Genomic DNA, 23,032 nt, shown 5'->3' on the forward strand with positions numbered 1-23,032 from the left:
AAAATGGCCGTCCAGACGGCCGTGCTAAAAATATGGATTGACTACGACGAAAAGGCAGATTGTGAGGCATATCGCCGCCATCGCCGTGCTGGGTTACCCCCAATCGCCTCGATTTCCCGCCTCACAGGCGCACCTCCCCTGCGGACGCTAGCAACGTTCGTCGCACCATCCACAGATTCGATAGCGCGAACAGCGTGAGTATCTGAGCGGTGTTCTTGAGCAAGCCCTTGAAGCGCACCTTCTGATAGCCGAACTGCCGCTTCACCACCCGGAACGGATGCTCCACCTTGGCTCGAACCGCGGCCTTCATGTGCTCGGTGTGCTTGACCGCATCCTTCAACTCGCCCTCGGGCATCGCCTTCACGCTGCCGCGTTTGGCCGCGATATGCCACGTGCGGCCGCGCTTGGGTGCCCGTTTCTCGGCGCCTTGGTAGCCGGCATCGGCATGCACCGTCTTCTCTTGGCCGTGCAGCAACTTGTCCACTTCCGTCACGTCGCCCACGTTGGCAGGTGTCGTGGTTACCGTGTGCACCAGCCCCGATTCCACGTCCACCCCGATGTGCGCTTTCATGCCGAAGTACCACTGCTGGCCCTTCTTCGTCTGGCGCATGTCCGGGTCACGCTGTTTGTCCGCATTCTTGGTCGAGGACGGCGCCTGAATGATCGTGGCATCCACGATCGTGCCCTGGCGTAGCAACAGGCCCTGACCGCTCAGGTGCGCATTGACCGCTTCGAAGATCTTCACCGCCAGGCCGTGCTGCTCCAGGAAGCGACGGAACTTCAGGATCGTCGACTCGTCCGGAATCGCGTCCTCGTTCAGCTCCAGCCCGGCAAACCGGCGCATGGACTCGATCTCGTACAACGCATCTTCCATCGCTGGATCGCTCAGTGCGTACCACTGCTGCATGAAGTGGATCCGCAGCATCGTCGATGCCGCCATCGGCGGGCGACCGCGACGACCGGAGGTCGGATAGCTCGGTTCGATCAGCGCCAGCAGGTCGGCCCACGGCACGACTTTGTCCATCTCACCCAGAAACCGCTCACGACGTGTCGGCTTCTTCTTGACTTCAAAACTCAACGAGGCGAACGAACGCTGCTTCATCGGCGATGGGCTTCCTGGGGACTGCTGGCTATGATGCCGCAGACGGGGAATAAATCAGAGCATCCCTTACCGACAGAACAGGCCAGCTCCCACGAGGTGCAACGTTCGTGGATGCTACCGGCGACGCATGCTCTCGCCGATCCTGAGGCAATGGCCAGACAACCACGACTCGACCTTCCCGGTATTCCGCAACACATTGTCCAGCGCGGCAATCATCGACTGCCCTGCTTTCTCGACGACAACGATCGCCAGCGTTATCTGACGCTGCTACGTGAAGCCTTGCTCGACACAGGCTGCAAATTGCACGCATACGTATTGATGGACAACCCGCGTGCACCTGCCCGCCACGCCGCCGAAACTTGGAGCTGTTGCCCGCTTCATGCAAAAGCTCGGACGCGGCTACGTCGGTCAGTTCAATGCTCGTCAGCGGCGTACGGGGACACTGTGAGAAGGCCGCTACAAAGCCAGCCTGGTTGACACCGAAAGCTACGTCTTGCGGTGCCACCGCTATATCGAACTCAACCCTGTCCGCGCACGAATGCCAGATGATCCCACCAGCTATCCGTGGTCGACCTGCACCGACCATTGCGGCCTCCGCCAGGATGTCCTTCTCTCGCCTCATCCCGAATACACCGCGCTCGCCGCCACACCGGGCTCGCGAACCGCAGCCTACCGACAGTTGCTACACGAAACCCTGTCCGACGACGAGTTGAAGGCCATTCGCACGCACCTGCAACAACAGCGGGCCTTGGGTCTTGGGCCTTGGATGACTTCCGAGCGATGGTAGAAGCCAAGACCAACCGTTTCGCCGGCGTCAGGCCCGCGCATCGGCCACCACGCACCGATTCAAACCGTTGTAAGTGAACCTGACCCCGTTTTTCTGACCCCGTTTTTCTGCCAGTTTCCGGTCCCAGTTTCCGGACATCTTTTCCCGCTTTCCTTTGTCAGCTAATTTGGCTCGTGCTTGGCTGCTTTCAACGCAGCCAGCACGCTCTGCGCCACCAGATAATCCTCGTGCTCGCCACCCTCGGGATCGTGGTTTGCCTTCCGCAATAGATCTTCCATATAGCTCTGGATTGCCACCACGGCATGGGACAGCTGCATGTCTGTCAGTTCAACTTTGCGATAAGTCATCGGCCCTACTCCAGAGTGCGCTTACTTCTTCATTCCAAAATAATCGTTACCAGCTGCAGAAAAGCTGATACTGGCGACCAAGCCCAGAAACTGTTTGACGGATAGCTGGCGGTCTACCGTCAGTTTGCAGTGACCGGGGGGCACGCCGTCGTAGAACCAAGAACGGGATCAGGTTCACTTACCAAGCAAAAGCAAAAGCACGGGGTCAAGTGCGCTTGCCGACAAGCGGGGTAGGCCAGCTCTCACGAGGCGCAACGCTCCAGGATGCTACCGGCGAAGCATGCTCCCGCCGAGCCTTACGCGATGGCCAGACAACCACGACTCGACCTGCCCGGTATTCCGCAGCACATTATTCAGCGCGGCAACAATCGACTGCCGTGCTTTCTCGACGACGACGATCGCCAGCGCTACCTGACCATGCTTCGCGAAGCATTGCTCGACACAAAGTGCAGGCTGCACGCGTACGTATTGATGGACAACCACGTCCATCTGCTGGCGACGCCACCCAAAATGGGAGCCATCGCTCGTCTCATGCAAAAACTCGGGCGTGGCTATGTCGGGCAGTTCAACGCACGCCATCGGCGTACCGGAACACTGTGGGAAGGCCGCTACAAGGCAAGCCTGGTCGACAGCGAAAGCTACGTCTTGCACTGCCACCGTTACATCGAACTTAATCCCCTTCGCGCCCGCATGACCGATGATCCGGCAGCCTTCGCGTGGTCAAGCTGCGCCAGCCATTGCGGGCTTCGTCCAGACGCCATCCTCTCGCCGCATCAGCAATACACCGCGCTCGCGTCCACACCAGAAGCGCGCGCCCATGCCTATCGCCAACTGCTGAATGAAACCCTGTCCGACGACGACCTGAAAGCAGTCCGGGCCCATCTTCAACAGCAGCGAGCCCTCGGTCGCGATGCCTTCCGCGCGATGGTTGAAGCCAGGACTCGACGCTTCGCCGGCATCAGGCCCGCGCATCGACCAACCCGCGACAATTCAAACGGTTGCAAGTGAACCTGCCCCCGTTTCTGCGTGCACCGCGCAATAGTAGAAGCCAAGACCAAACGCTTCGCCGGCGTCAGACCCGCGCATCGGCCATCCCGCGGCGATTCAAACGGTTGTAAGTGAACCTGACCCCCGTCCTTGGTGCTGTCGCCGCGACCAAACAGCCCCCTCAACGCAGCCTTAACCAGCCTCCACCGCTTCAACCAGATCGTCCCAGCTCGGGAATGCCACGTCGCTGGCGGCCAGTGCCTCGGTGTAGGCGTCGTACAGCTCGCCTTCCACTTTGATCATCTGGACCAACTCGTCGCCCAATTCATGTGCGTCGTCAGACTCGGGGTCCATCTGTTGCAGTGTGTGTTCAAGCGCAGCGCGCTCGCGCAATGCAGCCAAAGTCACGCGCTGCAGGGCTTCCAAAGAGAGATTTGCCATCGTTGTTCTCGTCAGACTGGAACGGCGTCTTTGCCGAGGGTGCGGAGCTGCACCAGGTACAGCGCCAGCGTCATGTCATCTTTGGGTGCCACGGTGTAGTGCACCACGCCCTTCTTGCCCACATCCGCATCGCGGGTCACGGCCAGGCCGTCAGGAATATCAGTACCCGCCTTGATCTGGAACCAGCTGAAAGGCAGCGCCTTGTTCAGGCCGTTGAAGAGTGACAGGCCGCGGTGGTGATCGGCTGCGGCCATGGTGCGGCAGCCGCTGACCATGTAGTCGTCCGCGTTTCTGATCATCTCGTCGGTGATCTCCATCTTCTTGCGGTTCTCTTCCAGCAAGATTCCCTTTGTGGTGCCGCCTTGATACTGCGGCGACACGCCCGTCTTGGCATGGGTGACCAACACATCGGGCGCCCTGCCTTGGGTGTAGTCGGGGACTTTGGCCTGGGGCTGCTGAGGATCAGGCTTGCGCTTGTAGAAGCCCACCAGCGTAGGCTGCATCAAGGCCACCTTGGACCCCTTTGGGATGCCGCGCAGTAGTTCGCACGGCGTGGCGTCGCCAAAGTAGCGGTCCATCTTGTTGGCTGCGCGGTATATGTTTTTCAGCTCATCGCTCATCGAAGTTCCTCAAGACCGCCCCCAAATGCCCAGCCTCAGCCAAGTCGGTACGGGGCGAGTCTAGCAGGCTGTTGAAAAGCGCCGATCGCAGGTGACCGGCGCCGCATTGCGTCCATTTTTGCTCAGGCTGGTGATGTGTCGTGATGCATGTTCATGTGCTTGGCGTCGCCGCCGCCGAGGCGTATGTGGCCATGCAGGCTCATGGCCCGCTCGTGTCCCGCTCGTGGCCAGAATGTTGCGCATCCGCACCAGGTTCCAGCCCATCATGGTGGTCTGGAACAACGCGTTGACCCGCGGCTTGCCGCGCTGTTTGACCTGCCGAATCGGACCGATCACCTTGGCCCAACCAAAGGGTTCCTCCACGCACTTTCGCTTGCGTTGGCTGACCTCGTAGCCGGCGTGGCGTCGAGTGCGTTCATCAATCGCACTGCCTTTGTCCTTGGCGGCCACGTGGGCGGTGATGCGTAAGTCTCGGCAGCGCTGCACAAACGATTTCAAGTCGTAACCCTTGTCCGCTCCCACCGTCTTGCGCCGTTTCTTGGGCAAGGATTGCAACAGTTCCAGCGCCGTGTCCCGTTCGGCGGTGCCGCGGGCATGGCTGACCGCGGCGCGCACCACCAACCCGTGGCGGTTCTTCACCACCGTATGCCCGGGAGACGTCAAGTTCCAGAACATGGTTCAGAAAGCCTTGGGTCGGCCAGCTTCAGTACGGGCTCGTGGACGCCCGCCACCAGCGACGGCGACAATGAAGGCAGAGGCAGATGAGGGGAAGACTTAATTGCCTCCGTCCCCTTTAGTTTCCTTTTCCCTTTAGTTTCCTTTTTCCAGGCAAGCGTCATGCTCGTGGTTCCGGGTAATAGTCAGGGGGGTTGGACACCAAGGGCATCTGCCAGTCCTGGCGAATCATCTCGGCGCCTTTCTCGCCAATCATGATCGACGGCGCCATGGTGTTGCCGCCGACAGTCTTCGGCATGATCGAGCTGTCCACTACGCGCAGACCTTGCAGGCCGTGAACGCGAAGACGCGCATCGACCACTGCATCGCACTTGCTCGGCCCCATGCGACAGGTGCCGACCGGGTGATAGTTCGTACCGGCTGCATTTCGGGCGAACTGCGCCCAGTCGGCGTCGCTGCGGCAATGGGCGGTACGCAGGTCGCGCTTGATGCGGCCGGCGAAGGTCGGCGTCTGCGTCATGATCGCGTGCACGCGCTTGAGGCCCTCAACCATGGTCGCCACATCCCGTGGATCGGAGAGGTAATTGAACTGGATCAGCGGGTCGGTATGCGGATCCGCGCTGGCCAGACGCACAGTGCCCCGGCTCTCTGGGTGCAACAGCAGCACATGCACCGACATGCCGTGCTTAAAGTACATGTTGCGCCCGTGATTGGTGGCCAGGGCGTTGAAGAACTCGTACTGGATCTCCGGCGTGCGCGAGTCCGCCGCCAGGCTCATGAAGCCGGTTACCTCGACGAAGTTGGTCGCCAGACGCCCCGTGCCGTCACGCCTCCAGTCCCACCAGCTCTGCCACATCACACCTGCGGCGGTGGGCGAGATGCCGATCAGGTCGGCATCGCCGGGAATGTGAAACCCCATGATCACATCCGCGTGATCCTGCAGGTGTTTGCCCACGGCAGGCAGTGTATGCACTGGCTCGATGCCCACCGGCAGCAGCCACGCAGGATCGCCCACCCCGGAGAGCTGCAGCAGCTTGGCCGAGAGAATGCCACCGCCGGCGACTATGACCTCCTTGCGGCAGCGCACGATACGTCGTCGGCCCTGCTGTTCGATTTCCACCCCCACCGCGCGCTTGCCCTCAATGAGGATGCGTGTGCACTGGGTGTCGCTCCACAGCTCAAGGTTGTTGCGGCGTCCCAGTAGAGGATGGATATAGGCCTTGCCCACGCCATGGCGCACGCCGTTCTTCATGAACACCTGAGTGCGCCGGCAGCCTTCCTGGCTGGTACCGTTGAGATCGGAATTCTGCGGCAGGCCGGCCTCCTCGCAGGCGCGGAGGCACAGCTCCTGGTAGGGATTGCCAGTGCGTAGCTCCTCCACCCACATGGGTCCATCGACGCCGTGCAACGGGTCGTCGCGAAAGGTCTGATTGTTCTCCGACTTGCGGAAATAAGGCAGGACCTCGTCCCAGGACCAGCCGGGGTTGCCCATGGCGGCCCAGTCGTCATAGTCCTGCTGGTTGCCACGCATGTACATCAGCGTATTGATGCTGGAACCGCCGCCGAGGCCTCGCCCCAGTGGATGGAAATCGCGGCGCCCATTGAGGCCTGCCTCGGCCTCGGTGCGCAGGCCATAGTTGTTGCGGCTCTTGCGCGGCACCAGGGCCAGAGTGCCCAGCGCGAGGTTGTCGGCCAAGAGGCCGCGCCGATCCGGTCCGGCTTCCAGCAGCAGCACCCGGCAGTCCGGTACTTCACTCAGGCGCGCAGCCGTAACGCAGCCACCCGGCCCGCCACCGATCACGATGAAATCGAAACTATCCATTGCCTTGCCTTGCCCGAGTTGTGTTGAGTTTTGCCTAATGATGCGTCGGCCGGCAACAAACCGGGGTCAGAGTAGACTTTCCGACAGGAGATCGTGGAATGCCCTGACAGACCGTGTTCGGTTGCATAGGGAGACTGGACAGAGCCAGCACGGACGCCACCATGCCTCGCCAACCACGCCTCGATCTCGCGAACATTCCGCAGCACGTCATCCAGCGTGGAAATGATCGCCAGCCGTGCTTCTTTACCGACGTTGACCGCGTGCGCTACTTGCAAGACTTGCGGGAGATCGCACTGCGCGAAGGCTGCAATGTCCATGCTTACGTACTCATGACCAACCACGTGCATCTGTTGATGACGCCCGCCGCCAGCGGCCAAGTGTCACGCCTGATGCAATTCCTGGGGCGACGTTACGTGCGATACATCAATGATCGCTACCTGCGCACAGGCACGTTGTGGGAAGGACGCTACAAGTCATCACTGGTAGATCGGGAAACCTACTTGCTGCACTGCTATCGCTACATCGAGTTGAACCCGGTCCGCGCCCACATGACCGCCGACCCGCTGGACTACGCCTGGTCCAGCCACGCACACAATGCGTTCGGGCACGATGACCCGCTGATTCATCCCCACCCTGCCTATCTCGCGCTGGGCAGCACGGACGCCGAACGACAAGGCGCATACCGAGCGCTGGCGATGGAGAACCTTTCCAAAGATGATCTCGCAGCCATCCGTGTCCATCTCCAGCGCCAACACGCCTTGGGCTCGGACCGCTTCCGAATCGCCATCGAGAAGCAGCTATCGCGCCGCGCAGGGCCGGCGAAGATCGGACGACCGCGCAAAGCAACTCAAGAGCAAAGCTCGGAAAGTGCACTCTGACCCCAGTTTTTCATCCAGGCACGACACGATAACCAATGGCATTGCAGAGCGCTTCGACTGCGAGAGCGCTCATCACCATCGCAGTTAAGATATGAAACTCCCGCCCGCGAGTAGCGCTCCCTTGAGCCTCCATGATCGACGCACTCGCCGCGCGCAACAACAGATGATGCGCTGAGAAATAGCGCTCTTCAGTTATTTCGACATCAGGGCACGATTCAGTCGATGCCATATAACTGACCTTGTAAAAGCAAGAAAAGAAAATCACATAACTGGTCAGAGCCGTTTAATTCGTCCGAATAATGTCTCTGACCCCTTTTACTTCGCTCGTTGCGATGATGCCTCAGATGGGGAATAGATCAGAGCATCCCTAATAATGTCTCTGACACCTTATTCGATCTTGCCCCCTGCTTCCATCGAGAGAGAGCCCGTTTTTGATCACACGAATCGACTAGTCAACTTCTCAAAGCTTGGAAGAAGCGTTCCTTCCGCAAGCCCAGCCTCGTACTCTTCTTGAAGCCTATCCAATATTCTGTTGTAGGACACCAGCAGATCAGAAGCCTCCGTTTGCTCATCAAACTCTTCATCGGTCATATCATCTTCACGCCCATCACCCTTGAGAAGTTCCTGCTTGATGTCCCGAATCTTTGCCGCAAGCAGGGGAATGATAGCTGCAAGGTCGTTTTCGCTTATTGAACGCATGGCCATTTACTCGTGATGATCAAGAAAAACAGTGTGATGGAATACCAAGTTCTACGGCTTTCGCAATCGCATTTCGTGCAAGTGTATCCAATGCGTCCTGATAGGCTTCTTGGGTCAACTGATTCTTCAACCTTATGGAATAGTGATCAGGATTAGATCTACTTGGGGTAGGTTTAACGTCGAGCGATGCTGGAATAGAGGTACCCTTGGGCAACAAGAAGTCGAACCAGCCCTTAGAGTAGGGCATCGCCTGCTTATTTGATCCAACCGAAACACCTTCTTTCCAAGAAACCCAATGCTTTCCGTCCGGCCTGATGTCCTCGACCCCACGAACCCAGGTCTTCCCATCCTTACTAAAACGCGTTACATCGGAAGGTCGTTCGCTTCCATCTGTTCTAGTAAAACCATAATTTGGATGCAAAGAGGTTTTGCCATCCGCAGCAAGAAATTCCTTCGAACGCGAGCTATCACTCGCTTTTCTAGTGCCCCAATCACGACTCTTGCAGCTACGATAGAGGTCCAATTCTATATTCGACATTTATTTTCCTAAAGAATGAAGTAAAGCCAGACTTTGATAGTTCAAGACCCGGATCGTACCAATTTCGGACAAAGGAAACGAAAGCAATTACGTCAGGCGATTCTAACGTTCACATGCTAATAATGTCTCTGACCCCTTTTGTTCCCAGACCTAAGAGGTCACGAAGGAAACATGGGTCAGAGTCGACTTTCCACGAGCCTCGTGCAATTAAAGTGCACTCTGACCCTCACTCTGACCCCTTTTTCTCGACAAAAAGTGCACTCTGACCCGTGTTTTCGATGATGCGCTGAGAAATAGCGCTCTTCAGTTATTTCGACATCAGGGCACGATTCAGTCGATGCCATATAACTGACCTTGTAAAAGCAAGAAAAGAAAATCACACAACTGGTCAGAGCCGTTTAATTCGTCCGAATAATGTCTCTGACCCCTTTTACTTCGATTCTGAGCCCATTTTTAGGAATTAAATGAACCTGACCCCTTTGTTTGGACCCCTTTGTTTGCATCGATCCACCAGCACCGATTCAAACGGTTGTAAGTGAACCTGACCCCGTTCTTGACCCCGTTTTTTCTTTTTTACTGAAGATAGACCCCGTTTTGCTCACTGGCAGTCAGATAGCCACATCGCAATGTCGTCATCAATATGCAGGCGATTATCTTCGAAAATAAACGGTTTAAATCCGGTGTAACCGCCGTAGCTATTTTTGGCATTGTATTCGCCGCAGATTACGGGATGCTCTTTACCCCAAGAATCCTTTCGTGGTTGCGCGCGAATGTCTCTCCACTGCACGGATGCTGGATCCTTGAGAGTGGCCATCACCGCTTTCTTAGCTTGGTCTGATTGATCGTGGCACCCGGCGACAAGCATCGCCAAGGCAATCGCTGCCAATATCCTTTTCATGTCCATGGTTCCCGGTTAATTGGCAAGTTTGCCATGAGCGAAAGGTGCGAAACCAGAAACAGGCAGAAACAGGGGTCCGTAACAAGGGTCAGAGTCGACTCTCCACAGACCTCGTGCAATTTAAAGTGCACTCTAACCCTGAGGTTTCGCACGAGCAATACATCCAGCTTGGCTCAACACCAAGCACGCGGCAGTCCGCTTACCGTGCCCTGATCGCAGAACACACCGAGGAAAAGCACCTCGACGATCTGCGACTCCACACCCAGCAACAGCGTGCCTGGGGTAGCCAACGCTTCCAGCAACAAATCGAAGCGCTGACCCAGCGGTCAGCCAGCGTCAGACCACGCGGAAGGCCGCCGAAATCACCCCAAGATCAGGATTAAATGAACCTGACCACTTTTTTTAAAGCAATTACGTCAGGCGATTCTAACGTTCACATGGTAATAATGTCTCTGACCCCTTTTGTTCTCGCGGGAGACCGGCGAAAGCGTCCAAGACTCAGGATTAAATGAACCTGACCCCTTTGTTTGGCTATGTTCTTAGTTTTTTTGACCCCGTTTTTGCTTTGTTATAAGCCTGCAGCGATCTCACCGCGAAATCGCACCAAGATCCCGGAGAAGCCTCGAAACCCTTCTTGATTCTTAGCCTCCCAGAACTTGATGATCTTGAGGGCATCTGCTTCTTGCCAACAGTGCAGGTAAGTGAAGTCGATCACCAAGTCCGCGCCCTGGTGAACGAAATCCATCATTGCGTAAGGCAAACAAAAGTTGACCTCGAACTTTAGCGCTTGGGCGGCCTCGGCAAATCCAAAGAGCGTTTGCCGCGTACGCTGATGTTTGATCGGGCTGGAAATGTAGCGTTCGTAGAAACCTGCCCACCCCACGCCGCGATCGCCTGAGCGATCGTCCCCAAATGCATCGTCGCGACTACCCCAACCTCGCGACTGATGGTAAGCGTCGTTGTTTGGATTGAGCTGGTTGGAGCGATTGTCCTCGTCTGCCTTTCCCATGATTTGCTCCTCTCACTATAGCTTCGGGTATAAACCTGACGAAGCTTTTACACTGACACCGACTATCAAGTTACGTCAGAAAAAGTAAATTCTGACCCCTGTTTCGACGAGTAAAACGTCTGTAAGTGAACCTAACCCCGTTTTTTGAGAAAAAAGCAATTACTCTCTCGTGAATATCCATCTACCCCTCCTACGCGGCCGAATAAGTCGCCAAGGTGGGCAACGAAATTTCATCGCAGCCATCTGCACCGGATATCAGCGTCCAAGTTCAGGTGAGAAAGAACAGGGAAGTTTCACTTCCGGACGCAACGCTCTCTCCGTGATAATTCAAACGACTGTAAGTGAACCTGACCCCGTTTTTATCATGAGACGCCATACCATTAATTTTAGAAGAAGAACAAAGAGACCGAAGGACACACCTAATTGCCCTCATGGCCTTTAGCTTTCGTCAAGACCAGCTCTCGCTGAGAAGTGCACTCTGACCCCTGCTTTTGTAAGTGAACCTGAGCCCGCTTTTTTTCCTGACACCTTTTCCTTGCGCTACTCCCGACTACTCCGGTCGAAATAGTCGACGATCGCATCAATACCATTTACCGCGCGCCCGCCCGAGTCTGAATCATCCCAACCATGCGACGCAGAGCTAACGTTGTCGTTGATGATGTCGACCACATCAATTCGAGAGACGAAATCCTCAGCCTCTTCTTCTGAAAGAGGGAACCCCAATCCTTCGAAGAATTCTTCGATGCATCTCTGTGCATCGTACCGGGCAGAACTGGCGTCACCCTCGTACATGTATTCGTCAAGTACTGTGGACTCGACAATGAATTCTTGAGCATAATCAAACACTGCCGTGATAAGCGCTTCGCGCAAGCGCAGTTCCGCTCCTCCAATCCCGTTTTCTTGCAACCACAGCGCACAAGGACGCAGTGGCTTTAGACGCTCAGCCTCCAAGGGGCACGTTTCGATCTCCTCAAGGAGTTCTTCGAACCGCCTCGCGGACTCCTGGACCGACCCAGCCGTCAACGCCGCCGCAAATATGCGCACGCGCGCGGCGCTCCTGCATATCGTACCCGGAGCAAACGAGTTGGCTACCAGACCGACAAACTCAGCGTCAGCATTAAGCGTAGCCTGAGGCGCGAGCAGATCAGCGATCCGCACTGATACATCACCTCCGACCTCGCCCTGCGCCGTCACGTCCGTTGCTATCGACCGAAGCGTTTCCGCAACCCTCCCGGCGCTGAGATAGCCAGCTTCGGTTAGTGAAGCGAGATAGTTCACCGAATCGACAGTCTGCAAAGTGCGCGCGATCTCCGGCGCGCGCGAAAGCAAGGCTTCGTCTTTCAACAGGAAATCAGCGATTGATGGATTGAACAGCTCGCATTTTGCGTCGGCAGGGCTAGCAACTGTTCTCGTTATCACTGACCCTAGAGCAAGTCGCAGCGCGTCGCGGAATCGAACTGCAAACTGGACCGGATTGTCTGTACCCGATTGATTGAGTCGCGCAAATGCCGCCTCTAGGTCGGCCTCGTTAATGTCCTTGCCATTGAACGCAACAAGCACGGCAAGGTCACGGGTATCCGGACTAAGCTGCCGCTCGAAGACATGGCGCCAAATGGCTTCTGGATTGTCTAGCGTTGCCGTGACATATGTCCAAAACTCATGCGGTGCCACGTCCGCAATCCGCTCTGGATCAGTGATGAACGCTACTAGTCGCGGATTAAAATTTGCGTGATCTATGACGTCGAGGTACCGGTGTTCCTCATACAGCGCCTCAATCGCCCATTCGGGTAAACCAGTATTCCAAATGTGCGAGTAGAGGATCATTCCCTTCTCTAGACGCGACAGCGCCCCGACCGTCAGCTCGAACTCTCTCTTCCCAATGTTCTCGATACGAAAAAATTCGGAAAGCTGCTTGCCACGGTCCAAAATGTGCGTACGAGACGTGAGGACAAAACGCTTGTTCTCGTTCCGGAGGACCCTCCGGATAAACGCCAAGACATGCGAATCCTTGTTGTCGGTGAAGACCTCCAGGAAGTTCCTACCTAGAAAGTCGTCGAAATAGAAAATTTGCTTTTCTTCAGGGTCGAGCAGCACGCCTTCGGCCTCGCTCAAATCGGATTGGATCTCTACGAACTGGTAACCGTCTCCGATAGATTCCATCACCAGATGCTGAGCAAGTGTTGTCTTGCCAACGCCGGGCTCACCCTTAATTATCAGAACTCTTGCATTAGCAAGCTGCTTGCGTGCCCTTCTGCAGTCCTCTGTCTCTACAAACTTCGCTAGTGCGTGGCGAATATCGTCTACAGAGTCGGCACTTCGCCCTAACACACTATGGTTCAGCAGCGTCACTAGCACGTTGCTACTGGCCAGCCAGAGCTTGTAATGCTTCCGCTCGACAGACTTGTGGGCAGATATGAGGCGCTGCAGGTCTTCATAACCCAGCACGTCGTCTGGCGAGACGACATAGGGCAGGAATGCCTCTGAGATGGCGCCTTTATTCTTCCTCGACAGAGGAAGACTGCACACAAAAATGTATCGTGAAGGGTTTAGCGCAATTACTTTTGCCTTTTCTTCGGACGATATTTTTCGAACGATAGCAGCGACGTTTGATCGCGGCCAATGTTTACATTGGACAATTACCTCGCTCCCAGGCGACGCAAACCAGCGCGCATCAACCCCAGCGTCTCTGCCAGGCTTGAAGCGCTCGACGGGTGCACCGATCTCGGCGGTGAGTAGGTCTGCGACCAGGACCTCAAACTCCTTGTCATTAAGGACCGTAAGATCATATTCGCGCATCAGCTAGATCATCCTGTGGTCGAGTCGCGGGGCGGCATCGATCAGAAACTGCGGTGAAGGCAGCGCTACCGCCCCACTGGAACTGCGCAGGAGAGGATGACTCACATATTCCTCCGATACTCCCCCCCCACCTCATACAAGGCATGACTAATCTGCCCCAACGAGTTGTACTTCACCGCCTCCATCAACCGCTCAAACACATTCCCCCGCTCCCTCGCCGTCTCCTGCAGCGTACGCAGACTCCCGGGAGCAAGCGAATTCCGCGCCTCACCATACAACTTCACATTGGCAATCTGCGCCCCCTTCTCTTCAGGGGTAGACCGAATCAACTCAATCTCGGTAGCAATCTCCCCGCCATGATCCTTCGGCAAGAACGTGTTCACGCCAATCAACGGCAACGACCCATCATGCTTCTTGTGCTCGTAATACATCGACTCTTCCTGAATCTTCCCGCGCTGATACATCGTATCCATCGCCCCCAGCACCCCGCCCCGCTCACTGATCGCCTCAAACTCCTTGTACACCGCCTCCTCGACCAGGTCGGTCAGCGTGTCGACCACGTAGCTGCCCTGCCACGGGTTCTCGTTGAAGTTGAGGCCCAGCTCCTTGTTGATGATCATCTGGATCGCCACCGCGCGGCGCACGCTTTCCTCGGTGGGCGTGGTGATCGCTTCGTCGTAGGCGTTGGTGTGCAGTGAGTTGCAGTTGTCGAACAGCGCGTACATCGCCTGCAGCGTGGTGCGGATATCGTTGAACTGGATCTCCTGCGCGTGCAGTGACCGACCGCTGGTCTGGATGTGGTACTTCATCATCTGGCTGCGGCTGCTGGCGCCGTAGCGCTCGCGCATGGCGCGCGCCCAGATGCGGCGGGCGACGCGGCCGATGACGGTGTATTCCGGGTCCATGCCGTTGGAGAAGAAGAAGCTGAGATTGGGCGCGAAGTCGTCCACCTTCATGCCGCGGGCGAGGTAGTACTCGACGATAGTGAAGCCGTTGCTCAAGGTGAAGGCGAGCTGGCTGATCGGGTTGGCCCCGGCTTCGGCGATGTGATACCCGCTGATGCTGACCGAGTAGAAGTTGCGCACCTTGTGGTCGACGAAGTACTGCTGGATGTCGCCCATCATGCGCAGCGCGAATTCCGTGCTGAAGATGCAGGTGTTCTGGGCCTGGTCTTCCTTCAGGATGTCGGCCTGCACGGTGCCGCGTACGGCTTGCAGGGTGGCGGTCTTGATGCGGGCGTAGGTTTCGGCATCGACCAGTTCGTCGCCGGCCACGCCGAGCAAGCCCAGGCCGAGGCCTTCGTTGCCCTTGGGCAGCTCACCGAGGTATTGCGGGCGCTGGCGACCCTCATACATTTTGTCGATTTTCTTTTGCGCGGCGGCCCAGCGGGCGTCGTCTTCGCGCAGGTACTTTTCGATGTTCTGGTCGATGGCGGTGTTCATGAACATCGCCAGGATCATCGGCGCGGGGCCGTTGATGGTCATCGACACCGAGGTGCTGGGCGCGGACAGGTCGAACCCGGAGTACAGCTTCTTCATGTCGTCCAGGGTGGCGATGTTGACGCCGGAGTTGCCGATCTTGCCGAAGATGTCCGGGCGGGGCGCCGGGTCTTCGCCGTACAGGGTGACCGAGTCGAACGCGGTGGACAGCCGCGTGGCGGCGCCGCCCTGGCTGAGGTAATGGAAGCGACGGTTGGTTCGCTCGGGCGTGCCTTCGCCGGCGAACATGCGGGTGGGATCTTCGCCGCTGCGGCGGTACGGATACACGCCGCCGGTGTACGGGTAGTGGCCGGGCAGGTTTTCCTTGCCGAGGAAGGTGACCAGCTCGCCCCAGTCTTTGGATTTGGGCGGGGAGACTTTCGGGATCTTCTGGTGGCTGAGCGATTCGCGGTAGTTCTCGACCTTGATCACCTTGTCGCGGACCTTGTACTGGTTGACGTCGGCGGTGACGGATTCGTACAGGGCCGGCCACTGGCGCAGTTGCTCGACGGCTTCGTGGCTGAGTTCCTTCAGCGCGGCGTTGTAGCGCTGGCGCAGCAGGAGCATGGAGCGGTCGATGGAGGCCGACGCTTCGACGTCGCCGTGCTGACTACGCTCGGCACGAACGGCTTTGTGTTCGCTGCTGGCCTTGCCATCCGTGGGTGCCGAACGCAGGTGCGCGGCAGCGGCATCGGACGGCTGGTGCACGTCATCGCTGGCGTACATGTCCAGCGGCTTGGGCAGTTTGTCGTCGCCCAGTTCCTTCAACGACTCGTAGTAATGCTGCGCCTTGCTGGCGTATTCCGCCTGGGTTTCGATGCCCTTGTTGATGGCGCGACCCTGCTCGGCGATCTCGGCGAGGTAGCGCACGCGCGGGCCGGGGATCAGCACGGTGGCGCGGGGTTCTTTCAAGGTGGTGTCGAGGTTGGGCGTCCACTTGTCGGCCGGCAACGACAGCTTTTCGCGCATCAGCCGGCACAGGTTTGAGAACATCCAGGTGACACCCGGATCGTTGAACTGGCTGGCGATGGTGGGGTACGCCGGCACGTCGTCGTCCTTGACGCTGAACGCAGTGCGGTTGCGCTTCCACTGCTTGCGGATGTCGCGCAGCGCGTCTTCGGCGCCGCGTTTGTCGAACTTGTTCAGCACAATGAGTTCAGCGAAGTCGATCATGTCGATCTTCTCCAGCTGGCTGGCGGCGCCGTAGTCGCTGGTCATCACGTAGGCGGGGAAGTCGACCAGGTCGACGATCTCCGAATCGCTCTGGCCGATGCCCGCGGTTTCCACGATGACCAGGTCGTAGGGCTGGCTTTTCAGGAAGTCGATGCAGTCGTGCAGCACGATGCTGGTGGCGGCGTGCTGGCGGCGGGTGGCCATCGAGCGCATGTAGACGCGATGGCTGCGCAGCGAGTTCATGCGGATGCGATCGCCCAGCAGCGCGCCACCGGAGCGGCGACGCGTGGGGTCGACCGCGAGTACGGCGATGCGCATGTGCGGGAACGCATGCAGGAAGCGCAGCAGCAGTTCGTCCACCACGGACGACTTGCCGGCGCCACCGGTGCCGGTGAGGCCGAGCACGGGCGTGTTCTTGCCGGCCAGTTTCCATTCCTTGCGCAGGCGTTCGAGTTCGCCGGCGCTGAAGCGGGCTTCCTCGATGGTGGACAGCATGTGCCCGATGGAGATTTCGTCGTTGATGTCGACGTGGCTGGCGGCGGTTTCCACGCGCTTAGCGACGGCGACGCGGGTGCGCTCCATCACGTCCTCGATCATCTCGACCAGACCCAGCTTCATGCCGTCGTTGGGGTGGTAGATGCGCTCGACGCCGTAGGCCTGCAACTCGCGGATTTCTTCCGGGGTGATGGTGCCGCCGCCGCCGCCGAACACGCGGATGTGGCCGGCGCCGCGCTCGCGCAGCATGTCGATCATGTACTTGAAGTATTCGACGTGGCCGCCCTGATAGGACGACAGCGCGATGGCGTCGGCGTCTTCCTGCAGCGCGGCGCGCACCACGTCTTCCACCGAACGGTTGTGGCCCAGGTGGATCACCTCCGCGCCCTGGCTCTGGATGATCCGCCGCATGATGTTGATCGCCGCGTCGTGACCATCGAACAGACTGGCGGCGGTGACGAAGCGCAGCGGCGTGGTGTCGCTCTGCGGGGCGCTGGCGGGGATGTGCGTGGCGGGGGAACTCATGGCAACTCCGGACATTGATGCTTGATCTCGTCGATTCTAGTGGATCGACGCGGGGCTGGCGGCATGCGCCTGTGTACCCGGGCGTACGGTGGCGGCGGGCCGTGACGCTGCCGTGCACGCGAGCTTGATCGGCCACGTGGTGAGCTGCGGCTATGCTTTCACCGCACCCATCCCGATTTCGGAGAACCCTCATGCGATTCCACTTGCTGCCGCTGTCACTTCTCGCTGCGCTACTGGCCGGCTGCGTCACCTCGCCTACGGGCCGCTCGCAATTTATGGTGGTGTCGGACAGCCAAATGAGCCAGATGGGTCTTTCGGCATTCAATGACATGCGCAAGCAGGGCAAGTTTGTGAATGCCCCGCGCGAGCTGGCCTATGCGACTTGCGTGTCGAAGGCGCTGATTGCGGTGCTACCGCCGCCGTGGAATACCCAGCAGTGGGAAGTGCAGATCATCGGCGACGACACCGCCAACGCGTTCGCCCTGCCCGGTGGCCGGATCGGCGTGAACAAGGGGATGTTCAAGCTGGCCAGCAATCAGGATCAGTTGGCGGTGGTGCTGGGTCATGAGCTGTCGCATGTGGTGGCGCGTCACGGTGCCGAGCGGGTGTCCGACAATATGGCCGCGCAGGCGGCGGTCGCGGCGGGTACGATTTACGCCGGCAGCCGCGGCGGCGATGCCAACAGCGCCGCGGCGCTGCTCGGCGCGGGCGCCCAACTGGGCATTCTGCTGCCGTTCTCGCGCACCCAGGAAAGCGAAGCCGACACCTTGGGCCAGCGTTACATGGCGCAGGCCGGTTTCGATCCGCGCGCGGCGGTGACGCTGTGGGACAAGATGGGCGCGCAAGGTGGCGGCAAGCCACCGGCGTTCCTGTCCACCCATCCGTCATCTGGCAACCGCGCGCAGGCGCTGAACCAGCAAGCCGCGCAGTTGATGCCGGTGTATCAGCAGGCACGCGCCAGCGGCCATGCGCCGAATTGCCGAATGTAGGTGCGGTTCGGCGTGCGCCCGCTGAACGGGGCGGCCGCGCCGGGTCAACTGCGCGGGCCGCTCCTCGTTTTCCTCAAGTGCCTGCCGAACACCCGGCATCGCCAAGGAGATCACGATGACCCGCACCCCACTCAAGCTGGCCCTGCTGGCCGGACTCGGTCTGACCTTCGCCGGCGCGATATATGCGCCACCCGCTGCCGCGCGCACCCAGGTGGCGGTGGGTATCCACGTGGGTGTGGCCCCGCCGCCGGTGCGCTTCGAACGGGTACCGGCACCCCGACGCGGCCTGGTGTGGGTGCCGGGCTACTGGCGCTGGAACACACACACTCACCGCCACGTGTGGGTCGGCGGCGCATGGATGCGAGTACAACCCGGCCGGCACTATCGGCCAGCGCACTGGGTTCGCCACGGTCACGACTGGCGTTTCCAGCCCGGTTACTGGGGCCGTTGAGTGGCGTTGCGGCACCCCATACGCCGGCGACTTGTTGCGCCGCCGCAGCACCGGTCAGGGTGAAGTACTAAACTTCGCGCTTTGAACCATCGCCCCGGCCCTTGTCGGGGCGATGGCTTATGAGCGCTTTCACACCCCCTGGCGGGTCCCGCAAGTCTCCCGCCACCTTCTGTAGATGCCCACCGGCACCGTAAATCATGGAGTCACCGTTCCAATGATCTTTGAAACCATCGAAAAGACCGGTCACGAAGAAGTCGTGTTCTGCCACAACAAGGACGCCGGCCTCAAAGCCATCATCGCGATCCACAACACGGTGCTGGGCCCTGCGCTCGGCGGCTTGCGCATGTGGCCGTACAAGACCGAGCAGGAAGCCGTGAACGACGTGCTGCGGCTGTCGCGCGGCATGACGTTCAAGAACGCGGTGGCCGGCCTGAACCTGGGCGGCGGCAAGGCGGTGATCATCGGCGATCCGAGCAAGGACAAGTCCGAGGCGCTGTTCCGCGCGTTCGGTCGCTTCGTCAACTCGTTGAACGGCCGCTACATCACCGCCGAAGACGTGGGCATCGATGTCAACGACATGGAATACGTGTTCCGCGAAACCGAATACGTGACCGGCGTGCATCAGGTGCATGGCGGCTCGGGCGACCCGTCGCCGTTCACCGCCTACGGCACCTTGCAGGGCCTGATGGCCGCGCTGCAGTTCAAGCACGGTAACGAGGACGTGGGCAAGTACAGCTACGCGGTGCAGGGTTGCGGCCATGTCGGCGGTGAGTACATCAAGCTGCTGCGCGAACAGGGCGCCAAGGTGTTCGTCACCGACATCAACAAGGAAGCGGTGCAGCGCTGCGTCGACGAGCTGGGCTGCGAAGCGGTCGGCCTGGACGAGATCTACGACGTGGATGCCGACGTGTATTCGCCGTGCGCGCTGGGCGGCACCGTCAACGAGCAGACGATTGACCGGATCAAGGCCAAGATCATCTGCGGCCCGGCCAACAACCAGCTGGCCACCGACGAGATCGGCGACGAGTTGCAGAAGCGTGGCGTGCTGTACGCGCCCGATTACGCAGTGAACGCCGGCGGCGTGATGAACGTGTCGCTGGAAATCGACGGCTACAACCGCGAGCGCGCGATGCGCATGATGCGCACGATCTATTACAACCTGGGTCGCATCTTCGAGATCAGCAAGAACGAAGGCATCCCGACCTACAAGGCGGCCGACCGTCTGGCCGAAGAGCGCATCAACGCGATCGGCAAGATCAAGCTGGCCCACATGGGCAATGGCGGCACCCGCTTCCAGGGCCGCATGCGCGGTCAGTAAGCACGTTCTGGGGGCGCGGCCGGTTCACCGGCGCAGCCCTGTTTCGGCAAAGGCCTGTCGCTCACTGCGGCAGGCCTTTGCACATGTGCGCCGGCCCACCAATAATCAGGGATCGGAGGAGCCACGGATGCGCAGAATCATGATCTGGCTGGGTTGGGGTGTGGCGGCGTTGCTGCTGTTGGTCGCCAGCGGCCTGCTGCTGGCCGACCGGCTTACCCCGCCGGCCACCGGCACACCGAGCACGAGCCTGCCGCTGCAGAGTGCGCAGACCGCCATCGACCGCGAGTTGTCGCCGTATCTCGCGACCCATCCGGGCCAGACCGCCGCGACCTTGCTGCACGACGGGCTGGATGCGTTTGCCGTGCGCGCCGCTTCGGCACGACTGGCCGGGCGCAGCCTGGACCTGCAGTACTACATGTGGCACGACGATCTGATCGGGCATCTGCTGGCACGCGAGGCGTATGCCGCCGCCGAGCGTGGCGTGCGCGTGCGCATCCTGCTGGACGACATCAACACCAAGGGGCTGGACCCGCAATTGCTGGCGCTGGACGCGCACCCGAATATCGAAGTGCGCCTGTACAACCCGTTCCGAAACCGCGGCGGCGTGTGGCGCGTGCTGGAGATGGTGCAGCGTTTTTTCAGCGTCAACCATCGCATGCACAACAAGGCGTGGATCGTTGACGGCCGACTCGCCGTGGTCGGCGGACGCAATATCGGCGACGAATATTTCGATGCCGACAGCCACGTGAACTTCCGCGACCTGGACTTGCTGCTGATCGGTCCGGCGGTGGCCGATGCCAGCGGTATCTTCGATGCGTTCTGGAATTCCAGCGCAGCGGTACCGATCGCGGCATTGAACCCGCAGACCCCGCAGGCGTTGCAGGCACTGGTGGCGCAGCTGGCCAGTGAATCGGCGATGCCGGGCGCACGCGACTACCTGCAACGCGTGGCGGCCTCACCGTCGGCGCAACGTCTGGTGGACCACGAGCTGGCGGTGCACTGGAGCGCCAACATCGTGGTCGCTTCGGATCCGCCGCTGAAGTTTCGCTCCAGCGATCGCGACCACTGGCTGCAACACCGGCTGACCGCCCACCTCTCCGGCGCGCACCGCGAAGTGCTGTTGATCTCGCCCTACTTCGTGCCCGGCAAGAGCGGCACCGCGACCCTGGTGGGACTGGCGCACGCCGGCGCACAGGTAGGCGTGGTGACCAATTCACTGGCCGCGAACGACGTGCCGGCAGTGCACAGCGGCTACGAGCGTTACCGCGGCAAGCTGCTGGACGGCGGCGTGCACCTGTTCGAGATCCGCCGCAACGGCCCGAAGGTGGCCCAGGGTCTGTTCGGCAGCAGCGGCGCCAGCCTGCATACCAAGGCGTTTGTCATTGATGACGAACGCGGCTTCGTCGGCTCGTTCAACATCGACCCGCGCTCGGCCAATCTCAATACCGAAATGGGCGTGCTGTTTGCCGATGCCGGGTTGGCGCATGACCTACGCCAGGAATACCTGCAGCTGGCGTCGCCGGCGTTGAGCTACCAGGTGCAGCGTGGTGCCGATGGCGAGCTGCAATGGCTGGATGGCAGCAGCCAGCCACCACGCGTGCTCGACCACGAACCCGATGCCGGCTGGTGGCTACGGGCCACCACCCGGGTCATGAGCTGGCTGCCGATCGAGTCGCAGCTGTAAATGCCCGCAGGAGCGCACCCTGTGCGCGATAGCTCTTCGTTACGTAACGGAAGGCATCGCGCACAGGGTGCGCTCCTGCACGTCATACGATCGCTGCGTGGGTTAAAATCGCCTTTCTGCACACCCATGGAGTTCGTGATGCGACCGTTTCCGCTTGGAGAAGACATCGACCTGCTGCGCGAATCCGTGCATGCGTTTGCGGAAAAGGAGATCGCCCCGCGCGCGGACAAGATCGACCGCGACAACCTGTTCCCGGCCGACCTGTGGCGCAAGTTTGGCGAGATGGGTTTGCTCGGCGTAACCGTGGCGGAGGCATACGGCGGCAGCGGCATGGGCTTCCTCGCGCACATGGTTGCGATGGAAGAAATTTCGCGCGCGTCGGGTTCGGTCGGGCTGTCGTACGGCGCGCACTCCAACCTGTGCGTCAACAACATCTATCACAACGGCAACGAAGCACAGAAGCAGAAGTATCTGCCGAAGCTGTGCAACGGCGAATACGTGGGCGCGCTGGCGATGAGTGAACCGGGTGCCGGTTCGGACGTGGTCGGTTCGATGAGCTGCAAGGCCGAGCTGCGCGGTGACGTGTGGGTGGCGAACGGCAACAAGATGTGGATCACCAACGGGCCGGACGCCGACGTGCTGCTGGTCTACATGCGCACCGCGCCGCGCACCGCCGGCAGCCGCTGCATGACCGCCTTCATCATCGAAAAAGGCATGCAGGGTTTCAGCACCGCGCAAAAGCTGGACAAGCTCGGCATGCGCGGCTCGAACACCTGCGAGCTGGTCTTCGAGAACTGCGAGATCCCCGCCGAGAACATCGTCGGCGAAGTGAACGAAGGCGTGCGCGTGCTGATGAACGGGCTGGACACCGAGCGACTGGTGCTGTCCGGTGGCCCGATCGGCCTGATGCAGGCGGCGCTGGATCTGGCCCTGCCCTATGTGCGCGAGCGCAAGCAGTTCAACGCACCGATCGGCACCTTTGGCGTGATGCAGGCGAAGATCGCCGACATGTATACCAAGCTGCAATCCTCACGCGGTTTTGCCTACATGGTGGCGCAGCAGTTCGACGCGGGCGTGAAGTCGCGCATCGATCCGGCCGCCTGTTTGCTGAACGCGTCGGTCAATGCGGTGCAGGTGGCGCTGGAAGCGATCCAGACGCTGGGCGGCAACGGCTATATCAACGAGTTTCCGGCTGGCCGTTTGCTGCGCGATGCGAAGTTGTACGAGATCGGCGCCGGCACCAATGAAATTCGTCGCATGCTGATCGGCCGCGAGCTGTTCCACGGCAAGGCGTAAGCAATACACTCGTAAAGAAAAGGC

At 59.7% G+C, this 23,032-nt stretch carries 19 protein-coding genes; 7 read left to right on the forward strand and 12 right to left on the reverse strand.

All coding sequences use genetic code 11. From position 1 onward, the window contains the following. Positions 1 to 121: 121 nt before the first annotated feature. Positions 122 to 1,102 (reverse strand): IS5 family transposase, encoded by a 981-nt coding sequence (locus PY254_RS13735; protein WP_281012220.1) that lies wholly within the window; start codon positions 1,100 to 1,102, stop codon positions 122 to 124. A 948-nt stretch (positions 1,103 to 2,050) separates the two neighbouring features. After that, positions 2,051 to 2,236 (reverse strand): hypothetical protein, encoded by a 186-nt coding sequence (locus PY254_RS13745; protein ID WP_281012607.1) that lies wholly within the window; start codon positions 2,234 to 2,236, stop codon positions 2,051 to 2,053. 303 nt (positions 2,237 to 2,539) lie between these two features. Between PY254_RS13745 and PY254_RS13750 the strand changes: the two genes are divergently transcribed. After that, entirely contained in the window at positions 2,540 to 3,244 is a 705-nt protein-coding gene (locus PY254_RS13750) for a transposase (protein WP_281012608.1), read from the forward strand. A gap of 171 nt (positions 3,245 to 3,415) precedes the next feature. Here the strand turns inward: PY254_RS13750 and PY254_RS13755 are convergent, their stop codons facing one another. From PY254_RS13755 to PY254_RS13770, 4 genes are all read right to left on the reverse strand, one after another. Beyond that, positions 3,416 to 3,664, reverse strand: coding sequence for a hypothetical protein (locus PY254_RS13755; RefSeq protein WP_281012609.1), 249 nt, complete (start codon positions 3,662 to 3,664; stop codon positions 3,416 to 3,418). Positions 3,665 to 3,675: 11 nt separating this feature from the next. Beyond that, positions 3,676 to 4,284 (reverse strand): Tse2 family ADP-ribosyltransferase toxin, encoded by a 609-nt coding sequence (locus tag PY254_RS13760; RefSeq protein WP_281012610.1) that lies wholly within the window; start codon positions 4,282 to 4,284, stop codon positions 3,676 to 3,678. A gap of 60 nt (positions 4,285 to 4,344) precedes the next feature. Beyond that, a complete protein-coding gene (locus PY254_RS13765; protein ID WP_281012611.1) occupies positions 4,345 to 4,959 on the reverse strand; it encodes a transposase in 615 nt (204 codons plus the stop codon). Positions 4,960 to 5,119: 160 nt separating this feature from the next. After that, a complete protein-coding gene (locus PY254_RS13770) occupies positions 5,120 to 6,781 on the reverse strand; it encodes a GMC family oxidoreductase (protein WP_281012612.1) in 1,662 nt (553 codons plus the stop codon). Positions 6,782 to 6,942: 161 nt separating this feature from the next. On the opposite strand from PY254_RS13770, the gene PY254_RS13775 reads away from it, so the two are divergent. Next, entirely contained in the window at positions 6,943 to 7,659 is a 717-nt protein-coding gene (locus PY254_RS13775; RefSeq protein ID WP_281012613.1) for a transposase, read from the forward strand. A gap of 435 nt (positions 7,660 to 8,094) precedes the next feature. Here the strand turns inward: PY254_RS13775 and PY254_RS13780 are convergent, their stop codons facing one another. The 6 genes from PY254_RS13780 to PY254_RS13805 all read right to left on the reverse strand — a co-directional run bounded on the left by PY254_RS13780 (position 8,095) and on the right by PY254_RS13805 (position 17,270). Continuing rightward, entirely contained in the window at positions 8,095 to 8,358 is a 264-nt protein-coding gene (locus PY254_RS13780) for a hypothetical protein (protein WP_281012615.1), read from the reverse strand. Between the two features lie 19 nt (positions 8,359 to 8,377). After that, on the reverse strand, positions 8,378 to 8,896 hold the full coding sequence (locus tag PY254_RS13785; protein ID WP_281012616.1) for a Tse2 family ADP-ribosyltransferase toxin: 519 nt from the start codon (positions 8,894 to 8,896) through the stop codon (positions 8,378 to 8,380). A gap of 598 nt (positions 8,897 to 9,494) precedes the next feature. Next, complete coding sequence (locus PY254_RS13790; protein WP_281012617.1) at positions 9,495 to 9,794, reverse strand: hypothetical protein; 300 nt, start codon at positions 9,792 to 9,794, stop codon at positions 9,495 to 9,497. A 568-nt stretch (positions 9,795 to 10,362) separates the two neighbouring features. After that, positions 10,363 to 10,803, reverse strand: a complete 441-nt coding sequence (locus PY254_RS13795; RefSeq protein WP_281012618.1) for a hypothetical protein — start codon at positions 10,801 to 10,803, stop codon at positions 10,363 to 10,365. Positions 10,804 to 11,343: 540 nt separating this feature from the next. Beyond that, the gene (locus tag PY254_RS13800) at positions 11,344 to 13,599 is read right to left on the reverse strand and encodes an ATP-binding protein (protein WP_281012619.1); all 2,256 of its coding nucleotides are present in this window, start codon (positions 13,597 to 13,599) and stop codon (positions 11,344 to 11,346) included. A gap of 101 nt (positions 13,600 to 13,700) precedes the next feature. After that, a complete protein-coding gene (locus PY254_RS13805; protein ID WP_281012620.1) occupies positions 13,701 to 17,270 on the reverse strand; it encodes a methylmalonyl-CoA mutase family protein in 3,570 nt (1,189 codons plus the stop codon). A gap of 191 nt (positions 17,271 to 17,461) precedes the next feature. Between PY254_RS13805 and PY254_RS13810 the strand changes: the two genes are divergently transcribed. From PY254_RS13810 to PY254_RS13830, 5 genes are all read left to right on the forward strand, one after another. Then, positions 17,462 to 18,259 carry a M48 family metallopeptidase gene (locus PY254_RS13810; RefSeq protein ID WP_281012621.1) on the forward strand — a complete coding sequence of 266 codons (798 nt, stop codon included), beginning with the start codon at positions 17,462 to 17,464 and terminating at the stop codon, positions 18,257 to 18,259. A gap of 115 nt (positions 18,260 to 18,374) precedes the next feature. Continuing rightward, positions 18,375 to 18,710: a hypothetical protein gene (locus tag PY254_RS13815; protein ID WP_281012622.1), complete on the forward strand. Its 336-nt coding sequence runs from the start codon at positions 18,375 to 18,377 to the stop codon at positions 18,708 to 18,710. Positions 18,711 to 18,924: 214 nt separating this feature from the next. Next, entirely contained in the window at positions 18,925 to 20,028 is a 1,104-nt protein-coding gene (locus PY254_RS13820; RefSeq protein ID WP_281012623.1) for a Glu/Leu/Phe/Val dehydrogenase dimerization domain-containing protein, read from the forward strand. A 127-nt stretch (positions 20,029 to 20,155) separates the two neighbouring features. Further along, positions 20,156 to 21,712: a phospholipase D family protein gene (locus tag PY254_RS13825; protein ID WP_281012624.1), complete on the forward strand. Its 1,557-nt coding sequence runs from the start codon at positions 20,156 to 20,158 to the stop codon at positions 21,710 to 21,712. 138 nt (positions 21,713 to 21,850) lie between these two features. After that, positions 21,851 to 23,008: an isovaleryl-CoA dehydrogenase gene (locus PY254_RS13830; protein WP_281012625.1), complete on the forward strand. Its 1,158-nt coding sequence runs from the start codon at positions 21,851 to 21,853 to the stop codon at positions 23,006 to 23,008. Positions 23,009 to 23,032 lie beyond the last annotated feature (24 nt).

It is taken from the genome of Rhodanobacter sp. AS-Z3, assembly GCF_029224025.1.
Lineage (GTDB): Bacteria > Pseudomonadota > Gammaproteobacteria > Xanthomonadales > Rhodanobacteraceae > Rhodanobacter.

What these genes read in the sequence shown, in the direction of transcription:
- PY254_RS13770 (WP_281012612.1), bottom strand. Translation starts at nt 6,781, where the DNA reads ATGGATAGTTTCGATTTCATCGTGATCGGTGGCGGGCCGGGTGGCTGC.
- PY254_RS13805 (WP_281012620.1), bottom strand. Translation starts at nt 17,270, where the DNA reads ATGAGTTCCCCCGCCACGCACATCCCCGCCAGCGCCCCGCAGAGCGAC.
- PY254_RS13755 (WP_281012609.1), bottom strand. Translation starts at nt 3,664, where the DNA reads ATGGCAAATCTCTCTTTGGAAGCCCTGCAGCGCGTGACTTTGGCTGCA.
- PY254_RS13790 (WP_281012617.1), bottom strand. Translation starts at nt 9,794, where the DNA reads ATGAAAAGGATATTGGCAGCGATTGCCTTGGCGATGCTTGTCGCCGGG.
- PY254_RS13760 (WP_281012610.1), bottom strand. Translation starts at nt 4,284, where the DNA reads ATGAGCGATGAGCTGAAAAACATATACCGCGCAGCCAACAAGATGGAC.
- PY254_RS13830 (WP_281012625.1), top strand. Translation starts at nt 21,851, where the DNA reads ATGCGACCGTTTCCGCTTGGAGAAGACATCGACCTGCTGCGCGAATCC.
- PY254_RS13810 (WP_281012621.1), top strand. Translation starts at nt 17,462, where the DNA reads ATGCGATTCCACTTGCTGCCGCTGTCACTTCTCGCTGCGCTACTGGCC.
- PY254_RS13775 (WP_281012613.1), top strand. Translation starts at nt 6,943, where the DNA reads ATGCCTCGCCAACCACGCCTCGATCTCGCGAACATTCCGCAGCACGTC.
- PY254_RS13820 (WP_281012623.1), top strand. Translation starts at nt 18,925, where the DNA reads ATGATCTTTGAAACCATCGAAAAGACCGGTCACGAAGAAGTCGTGTTC.
- PY254_RS13815 (WP_281012622.1), top strand. Translation starts at nt 18,375, where the DNA reads ATGACCCGCACCCCACTCAAGCTGGCCCTGCTGGCCGGACTCGGTCTG.
- PY254_RS13785 (WP_281012616.1), bottom strand. Translation starts at nt 8,896, where the DNA reads ATGTCGAATATAGAATTGGACCTCTATCGTAGCTGCAAGAGTCGTGAT.
- PY254_RS13750 (WP_281012608.1), top strand. Translation starts at nt 2,540, where the DNA reads ATGGCCAGACAACCACGACTCGACCTGCCCGGTATTCCGCAGCACATT.
- PY254_RS13745 (WP_281012607.1), bottom strand. Translation starts at nt 2,236, where the DNA reads ATGACTTATCGCAAAGTTGAACTGACAGACATGCAGCTGTCCCATGCC.
- PY254_RS13825 (WP_281012624.1), top strand. Translation starts at nt 20,156, where the DNA reads ATGCGCAGAATCATGATCTGGCTGGGTTGGGGTGTGGCGGCGTTGCTG.
- PY254_RS13735 (WP_281012220.1), bottom strand. Translation starts at nt 1,102, where the DNA reads ATGAAGCAGCGTTCGTTCGCCTCGTTGAGTTTTGAAGTCAAGAAGAAG.
- PY254_RS13800 (WP_281012619.1), bottom strand. Translation starts at nt 13,599, where the DNA reads ATGCGCGAATATGATCTTACGGTCCTTAATGACAAGGAGTTTGAGGTC.
- PY254_RS13765 (WP_281012611.1), bottom strand. Translation starts at nt 4,959, where the DNA reads ATGTTCTGGAACTTGACGTCTCCCGGGCATACGGTGGTGAAGAACCGC.
- PY254_RS13795 (WP_281012618.1), bottom strand. Translation starts at nt 10,803, where the DNA reads ATGGGAAAGGCAGACGAGGACAATCGCTCCAACCAGCTCAATCCAAAC.
- PY254_RS13780 (WP_281012615.1), bottom strand. Translation starts at nt 8,358, where the DNA reads ATGCGTTCAATAAGCGAAAACGACCTTGCAGCTATCATTCCCCTGCTT.